This is a genomic window from Lacticaseibacillus pantheris DSM 15945 = JCM 12539 = NBRC 106106 (genome assembly GCF_001311175.1).
Lineage (GTDB): Bacteria > Bacillota > Bacilli > Lactobacillales > Lactobacillaceae > Lacticaseibacillus > Lacticaseibacillus pantheris.
In genome coordinates, this window is the sequence record NZ_BBAI01000061.1 from 1 (window position 1) to 8,543 (window position 8,543).

3 protein-coding genes and 1 pseudogene are annotated in these 8,543 nt (G+C 54.9%); 1 reads left to right on the plus strand and 3 read right to left on the minus strand.

Annotated elements, in window-relative coordinates:
- The 3 genes from JCM12539_RS12035 to JCM12539_RS12045 form a co-directional block, all read right to left on the minus strand.
- On the minus strand, positions 1–3,250 hold a 3,250-nt coding region (locus tag JCM12539_RS12035), incomplete at its 3' end, for an Ig-like domain-containing protein (RefSeq protein WP_225350376.1).
- Positions 3,247–3,828 (minus strand): hypothetical protein, encoded by a 582-nt coding sequence (locus JCM12539_RS12040; protein WP_054651750.1) that lies wholly within the window; start codon positions 3,826–3,828, stop codon positions 3,247–3,249. The genes JCM12539_RS12040 and JCM12539_RS12035, both read right to left, overlap by 4 nt.
- Complete coding sequence (locus tag JCM12539_RS12045; RefSeq protein WP_225350377.1) at positions 3,825–5,018, minus strand: KxYKxGKxW signal peptide domain-containing protein; 1,194 nt, start codon at positions 5,016–5,018, stop codon at positions 3,825–3,827. The genes JCM12539_RS12040 and JCM12539_RS12045 overlap by 4 nt, the downstream gene beginning before the upstream one ends.
- A gap of 775 nt (positions 5,019–5,793) precedes the next feature.
- Between JCM12539_RS12045 and JCM12539_RS12050 the strand changes: the two are divergent.
- Positions 5,794–7,906 (plus strand): annotated as a pseudogene (locus JCM12539_RS12050) (ATP-dependent Clp protease ATP-binding subunit).
- Positions 7,907–8,543 lie beyond the last annotated feature (637 nt).

The following is an 8,543-nucleotide window of genomic DNA, read 5'->3' on the forward strand; positions in this document are numbered from 1 at the left end:
CCGACGATGCAGCCGAACTTGCGGCACTGGATGCGGCGGAGCTGGCCGTTGATGCAGCCGAACTTGCTACTGATGCAGCGCTAGAAGCCGTCGATGCGGCAGAACTTGCTACTGATGCGGCACTCGACGCAGTCGAGTCGTCACCATTCGAGGCAGCGGAGCTGGCTACCGATGCTGCCGAACTTGCTACCGATGCTGCCGTAGATGCATCTGATGCAGCACTCGATGCAGTCGAGGCAGCCGACGAAATCTCGCTGTTGTCTGGGTTAGCGCTAGCTGCGGAGCTGGCCGTTGATGCGGCACTTGATGCAAGTGATGCACTCGAGGAGGCGTCACTTGCGTACGAGCCAGCATCCGTGGCGCTGGAACTTGCAGCACTCGAGGCGGCCGAAGATGCAGCGGAACTAGCCGCCGAACTTGCGGCACTGGATGCGGCGGAGCTGGCCGTTGAAGCAGCAGATTCGGCAACCGAAGCGGCCGACGATGCTACCGAAGCGGCGCTTGATGCAACACTTTCAGCTGATGAAGCTGTCGAAGCGTCACCATTTGAAGCCGCGGAACTAGCTACAGAAGCAGCGCTCGACGCTACCGATGCCGCACTGGATGCGTCCGATGCGGCGCTCGACGCAGTCGAGGCAGCCGACGAAATCTCGGTGTTGTCTGGGTTAGCGCTAGCGGCGGAGCTAGCCGTCGATGCGGCACTCGATGCTACCGAGGCGCTCGATGACGCGGCACTTGCGTAGGAGCCAGCGTTGGTTGCGCTAGAGCTAGCTGCGGATGATGCGGCGGAGCTATCATCACTTGTTGCCGCGGTACTTGCAGCACTCGCGTAACTCATTGCGGCGGATGCTGCACTTTGAGCAACTTCCTTTTCCTGAATTGCGGTACTGTCAGCAGCCGAAGCTACGGCAGCATATGAAGAAGCTGCGGATAGGTTACCAGCAGCATCTGCAATGGATGCTGCTGTAGCGGCGCTAGAGGCTACGGTTGCTGCGGATGATGTTGCAGATGCAGCTGTCGAAGCGACAACTGCGACACTATCTGCCGAACTTGCAGCAGCACTGGCATCACTACCAGCATCTGCATATTTATCAGCAACACCTGCGTAACTAGTAGCGATACTGCTAAACGTGCCGGCATCAGTTGCATTAACTGCAGCGTTAGAAGCGGAAGACGACGCCTGAATTGTGTACTGGCTCGTAACCGTTAACTCTGCAGGTCCAATCGTTGACTGGTTGGTCTTACCATTGGAAGTAATGGTGGCAACCACATAGTAGTACGCATCATCGTCTAGGGTGACATTACCCAAGTCGAGGGTAGACCCGGTTGCGCCGTCAATGGCGACACCGTTTGACCCATCGGAATTTTGCGTCTTGTACCACTGATACGTAACCTTCGCTGAAGTGTCTCCACCATTGGTCAGGTCCGTCAGGTTTTCTGGTGTGAAGGTTACGTGATCGCCCACGCTGGCGGTTTGGTCTTCCAGACCATTACCAACCGTAACAATCTTCGAGGCGCTCACAGTCGTACCATCGCCATTGGTTACAGTGACTGTCAGCAATGTAGTCCCCGCCTTCACAGCGGTAAAAGTACCATTGTTGTCAATCGTACCGACGTCCGTATTGCTTGATGCCCATGTCACCGTACCAGTTGCGTTATCGGGGTTAGTGGTATCGCTAAATTGGTAAGTGTTACCGGTGTAAACGTAGTCGTTACCATCAATCGTCACGTTCGTCGCAATGATATCATTGGCGTAGAAGTTGACCTGGGCAACAGTGCTTGCTCCAGCCGTAAGACCCGTCCAGCCAAGCAGAGTACCCTTGTACACCGCCTGGGCTAGAATAGTCTGAGCCGTATTGCTGGTAAAGGTGATTGTGGACTTAGTCCCGTATGTCCCAATCCAGTTTTCACTGGTGGTGGACAAATTGGAAATGTAACCAGCAGTTTGGGCATCGGCGGCAGTCATCCATGTGCCGTCAACGTTTACGTACCAGTTTGCGGCAATCCCAAACCAATCGCTGAGAAAGACGGACTGCATAAACGAAGCAGAAAGTGTCACCGTCTTGCCGACTACAGCGTTTTGATCAGCAGGGTTAGTCACATTACCGGAAGTAACACCCATGTTACCCCACATCCACGCATCACCAGAAGGATCGCGTTGATCGGACGATGTGTCGACACTGTAGGCAGCTGCACTGGAAGCGGCTGCTGTAGCCAAAATAGCAGTCGAACTAGCAAAGCTGGCATCATCAACTGCGGCTGTGGCTGCGGAACTGGATACTGCGGCGAACGATGCCGCCGCAACGTAATCACCAGCTGATGCAGCAGAAACGGCAGCGGAGGCAGCACTGGAAGCAGCAGTAGAATCAGCGACCGCTCGCGTGGAGTAGTACGATGCCTGAGATGCATAGGCTAGGCCTGCAGCAGCATAACTGGAGCCTAAAGTAGTGTTATTGCTTACTGCGGCAGCGGACTTAGCAATCGATTGTGCCGCGCTAATTGCCGTATTAACGTTAGCCAAGCTGTTAACCGCGCTGGCCGCGGTGCTGTTATAAGCGGTACTTTCGGCGTTAAAGATAATGGCCATCGCGTTGCTAGTCGCTTGCGATGCGTTATTGTACGCTTCGGATGCCATGCTGTTGTAGGTAGCAGCAGTCTGAGCAGCAGTAGACGCCTGAACGTATGTGGTTGCCGTGGAAGCAGCTACGGCGGCGCTCGATGCGACTGCAGCTAAGGAAGCAGCTTGGCTCCTGTATGAGTTAGCGGCCGTGCTGTACGCTGCGGCAGCGCTAGTGAAGGCAGCGCTTTGAGCCACGAAGGCGTTGCTGACCGCGGTCGCGGAGGACTGTGCCTGCTTTGCAAAGGAACCAGCCTGCGATGCACTTGAGGATGCATTAGATGCGTAACTCTTAATCAAGTACGCCGCGGTTGACGACGACGCGGTAGCTGAAGCAGCCAGGAGAATAGCATTCTCCGCGTTGGATACGGCCACCGCACTGTACGATGCCGCAACAATTGCGGCGCTCGATGCAGTGGAAGCAGCTGTGGAAGCATCCGTGGCGTACGATGCTGCTGAGGAGTAGTTACCAGCAGCCTGGGCGCTCGATGCATTACTTGCGGCCGTGGAAGCTGCAGCTGCTGCACTCGAAGCGGCAGTGGATGCCCTCTGGGCGCTGGTTTGCGCAGCCTTAGCGTTACTTGCAGCAAACGAGGCGTTCAAGTCAGACGTCGTGGCGGCGTTGCTAGTCATATTGTTGACTGCGCTAGTTGCCGCTGACGTAGCAGTTGAGGCGTCCTTAGCTGCACTGGAGCTACCGTCGCTGATGAACTAGCCTGTGACGGGTATGAGCCGTTGGTGTTGTTTACGACGATGGTGATGATATTTGTAGCAGCGCGACCGGACTGACCAAATCCACCAGAAAGCGTGTAGTAACCTTGGAAATAATAGTTTCCTGAGTACGAAGGAGTAAACGTGAATGAACTTGCAGAACCTACCGTGTTCCAGTTAGTCCCATCAGTCGACTCGTAGATTGTGTACGCTTCATCGTTTTTAAACACAAAACCATTTGACGTAGACATCGTTAAAGTGGCACTGCTGCCCAACGTAATGGCGTCAGAGTTCGCAGCCAAAGTGGCGGATGCGTTCTTAGACCCCGATTGCGGTGTATTCGCCATCGACGCATTGTACTGCGCGGCTAAGCTGGCAGCAGAAACCGTCTGGGCCGAGTACGACGCAGCGGAAGCAGCGGCCTGACTCGTAACGGTGGCTAGCGAGTATGCTTGCACTACGCTCGTCAATGATGTAGCAGCGTAGGATGCCGCCGTCACGTTCGCGGATGATCCTGGGCGGCGTAACTATTGGCCGACTTAACGTATGCACTACCCTGCGTGGTCGTAATTGCTGCCACGGATGCGGCAGCGCTCGACGCTACTTTGGCAGAGGAAGCGGCGGCTGAGCTAGAAGTCGTAATCTGGGTCGCCGCGTCAGAAACTGCAAGACTAGACGCCGAAGAGTTGTTGGCAGCCGCGGCGGAAGCTGCGGAAGCTGCCACGGTAGCCGCACTCGTCGATGCGGTTGCGTATGACATTGCCTGATTTGCGTAGCTGTTCGCCGTTGCAGCATCACCCGCCTGGGCAGCCGACAGCGCGAACTGGTAAGACATCGCGGCAGACGAAGCCAATGCCTGTGCCTGTGATGCAGCTGTGGAAGCAGCTACCGCCACAGAACTGGCAGCTTCGTAGTATTGCTTAACCGACGTGTTCGACGAATCGTAGCGCATCGCCGTGTAAGCGTTGGCCGCATTGCTTGCAGCTACACTTGCTAATGACGATGCGCTATTCGCTGTAGATGCAGCCGTGTTGGCCAAGCTGCCGGCATTGGCAACGTTAGCGGTTACCGCAACGGATCCAGCACCGGTTGCGGCACTGGCCGCCTTAGCAGCAGCAGCGGATGCAGCCGCCGCCGTCGAGTCAGCTGCCGTGGATGCAGCTTCCTCAGAGGCTGCGTTACCCTGCGAGCCATACATAGCTGCCAGACTAGCGTACTTCACGGTTGCGTCGTACTGTGTCTGTGCTTCGCTATACGCGTTGTTGGCCAAAGCGGCGAGTGAAGCCGCTGATGACGTACCCGCAATAGCAGACATGGACGTAGCGTAAGAAGCCGCACTAGACGCGGCCACAACACTAGCCGATGCGGAAGAAATCGCCGCATCAGTATTCAAAGTAACAGCGGTACTGGCCGCAGTGGCGGATGAGGACCCAACAGCTGATGATGCCGTTGAGGCCGTAGTGTCCGCGGCCGTTGACGCCGCAGTATTATCCGCGGCTGATGACGCTGCCGTAACGGCAACCCCAGCCTCCGCAGCGGAAACGGGCTGCGCAGAACCAAGGACCGCGCCACCGCCAAGGGCAGTTGCGGCGATGAATAATGAGGCAAAAATCCACTTTTTGCCGTCTTTATACATGCGGTACCTAGTATTCTTCGCATTCCGGTTGCGCTTCATGTTAATTAATCTCATCAAAGTGCATACACCTCTTCTTTCAAAGTAGCTACTCTATGCGTAGTTAACCCGCACAGATCCAAACTACAACGCAACAGGCGCGCTAACCATTATTAGTAATGGTTGGCGTCCCTGCCTTGCACATGTCCAACAAAAAAAGCCGACAGTATCCGATATTGTTAATGAAACAGGACACAACAACTCAAACAAGTTGCAAAGCCCGACATTTCCCCACAAATATCAGCTTCTGGCAGCAGCAAAATACAAATTATTAAAACTTTAGTGCTAAGTAGATTATAAGTGAAGTCGTGATCTGATTGCAATGGATTTTGTCATTTTTAGACGGTATTGCCCGTTTTGAATCGCTTTACAGAGGCTTTTTTAGACACTTACATTTAATTAGTCTGTTTTTAATTTCTGCCTAGATACCCTCATTAACCACTTGATTAATTGCGGTAATTAATTCAAACAACCATTTATCTGCCCGCCTGTATTCACACTCTGTATTGCTGGGTTTCTCAATAAGACAGGATGGTTAGTCTTCTATTAATGGTACTCGCCCTTGAATTGCTACCGCTTGCCGAATTTTAGCACTCAAGTTGACAGAGTGCTAAAAGGTGCGATAATACATTATGTAAACAAGAGAACGACGTGAGGCAACTTGTTTGCGGCTGCCAGTTGAATAAGCAGAAGCATGGGTACCACCACGTCGGTGATACCTTTTTCTACGCCCTGAGCGGTGCTCCTGTTTACCCAACTAAGCAAATACACAACCCTGAAGGAGGGAAACATTATGGCACAGTTTTCAGACCCATTTTTCAACAATGACATGGACGACTTTTTCAACCAGGTAATGCGGCGCATGGGCAATGACGGCTCCGCGCGTTACGTCGTCAACGGCCACGAGATGACCCCCGACGAGTTTGCACAATACCGCTCTACTGGTAAGTTGCCCGCACAGTCGACTAACGAGATCCCGGTAGATCAAACCGGCGAATCCGCCCAGAAACAAGGTGGCACCCTGGAAAAACTCGGCCGCAACCTGACCGCAGAAGCCAAGTCTGGCCTGCTGGATCCGGTCATCGGTCGCGAACACGAGATTCAGGAAACCGCTGAAATTCTCAGTCGCCGGACCAAGAATAACCCGATTCTAGTTGGTGACGCCGGTGTCGGGAAAACTGCGGTGGTTGAAGGGCTGGCGCAGGCCATCGTGGCCGGCAAGGTTCCGGAAGCAGTCAAGGACAAGCAAATCTACTCGATTGACCTATCCAGTTTGGAGGCCGGCACCCAGTACCGTGGCTCCTTTGAACAAAACATTCAGAATTTAATCAAAGAGGTGCAGGCGGCCGGTAACGTAATCCTGTTCTTCGACGAAATTCACCAAATTCTCGGGGCTGGCGCTACCGGTGGCGAGGATGGCAGCAAGGGCCTCGCCGACATCATCAAGCCGGCGCTGTCCCGTGGTGAAATCACCGTGATTGGTGCCACCACCCAGGACGAATACCGCAACACCATCATGAAGGACGCCGCCCTAGCACGCCGGTTCAACGACGTGACCATTAACGCACCAAGCGCCGACGACACCTTCAAGATTTTGCAGGGAGTCCGCAAGCTGTACGAGCAGCACCACCACGTTACTTTGCCAGACGACGTGCTGCACGCAGCCGTGGATTACTCGGTGCAGTACATTCCGCAGCGCTCCCTGCCCGACAAGGCCATCGACCTGTTGGACATGACGGCCGCACACCTAGCGGCCCAGCACCCGGTGATGGACAAAGTCGCCCTGGAGGACCACATCAAGGACTTAACGCAGCGGAAGGACGAAGCGGCCCAGAAGGAAGACTTTGAACAGGCTGCCAAGTTGAAGGACGAACTGGCTGCGGCGCAGAAGCAGTTGAACAGTGACGAGGCCACACCTGACCAGGTTACGGCAACGCCGAATGACGTGGCCGCTGCCGTTGAACGGCTGACCGGGATCCCAGTTGCCCAGATGGGTGCATCCGACATCGAACGGCTGAAGGGTATTGGTGACCGGCTCAAGGGCAAGGTGATTGGCCAGGATGAGGCCGTCGATATGGTGGCCCGCGCCATCCGTCGGAACCGAGCCGGCTTTGATGAAGGCAACCGTCCGATTGGCAGCTTCCTCTTTGTTGGCCCAACTGGGGTCGGTAAGACGGAACTGGCCAAGCAGCTGGCCCGCGACCTCTTTGGCAACAAGGACGCCATCATCCGGCTCGACATGTCCGAATACTCCGACCGGACTGCGGTTTCCAAGCTGATTGGGACTACCGCCGGGTACGTCGGGTACAACGACAACAACAACACTTTGACCGAAAAGGTACGCCGGAACCCGTACTCCATCGTGCTACTGGATGAAATCGAGAAGGCCGACCCGCAGGTACTGACGTTGTTACTGCAGGTAATGGATGACGGCCGCTTGACGGACGGCCAGGGTAACGTGGTCAACTTCAAGAACACTGTTATCATCGCGACCTCCAACGCCGGCTTTGGTAATGAAGCATTAACCGGCAAAGCTGCGGTAGACCAGACGCTCATGGAACGGCTCGCACCGTACTTCCGGCCAGAATTCCTCAACCGGTTTAACGGCATCGTGGAGTTCAGCCACCTGTCCAAGGCGGATTTGGGCAAGATCGTCGACTTGATGTTGGATGACGTCAACACGACTTTGGCGAAAAAAAGACATTACGCTGACGGTCAGCGACGACGCAAAGAACTGGCTGATCGAGCAGGGTTACGACGAGGCGATGGGCGCACGGCCGCTCCGCCGTGTGATTGAGCAGAACATCCGCGACCGCGTCACGGACTTCTACCTCGACCACCTGGACGCGAAGACGCTCAAGGCCGACCTGGTCGACGACCACATCGTCATCAGCGCACAGCAGTAATTGTGTACGCAAAGTAGGGCTGGAACCCATGTTGGGGTGCCAGCCCTTTTTTGCGTGTGGTCTTAGGTTGGTGTGTGCGAACATGCGGCCGGGTTTGGGGGCTGCGGCTTACGTGTCCTCCGCCGTGATTGTTGCACCCGCACGCTCCAGCCCGTGCCGGGCTTCCCACGGATTCACGTTAATTCGTGCATATTGACACAGACGTTTGGGCGCCAAAGATAACGACGACGCAGGTCCACAATTAACTTGATTCCTGCACCGTCCACTAGAGTAAATGCTATACAAAACGATTCCGTCACACTACTACCGGCCGAGGAAGAATGCGCTAATCCGGGCCATATACAACTATGTGATAGCTACCCGTCGCCTCAAAATTAGTCACGCCTACTTAACCTAATTCAGTATTGCCACCCTCTTTGGAAACCAACCAATTAGGCCTGCTAGTTTGCCTCAAACGTACGGGTACACTCCATAAGATTCATAATCGAACAGCAAATTTCGTTACCCTACTATTTGGAAGTTAAGGGGGCGGCAACGTGCCTGAGATGCAATTGCCGGAGTGACGTGAGGCCGCGTCGGCCGAGTTGACGAGCGTAGGCTGTGGGGTCGGAATGGTAACCACTGCCGGGGTGTAACG

Bases quoted from the DNA above. Each gene is read 5' to 3' on its own strand.
- JCM12539_RS12045 (WP_225350377.1), bottom strand. From the start codon at position 5,018: ATGAGATTAATTAACATGAAGCGCAACCGGAATGCGAAGAATACTAGG.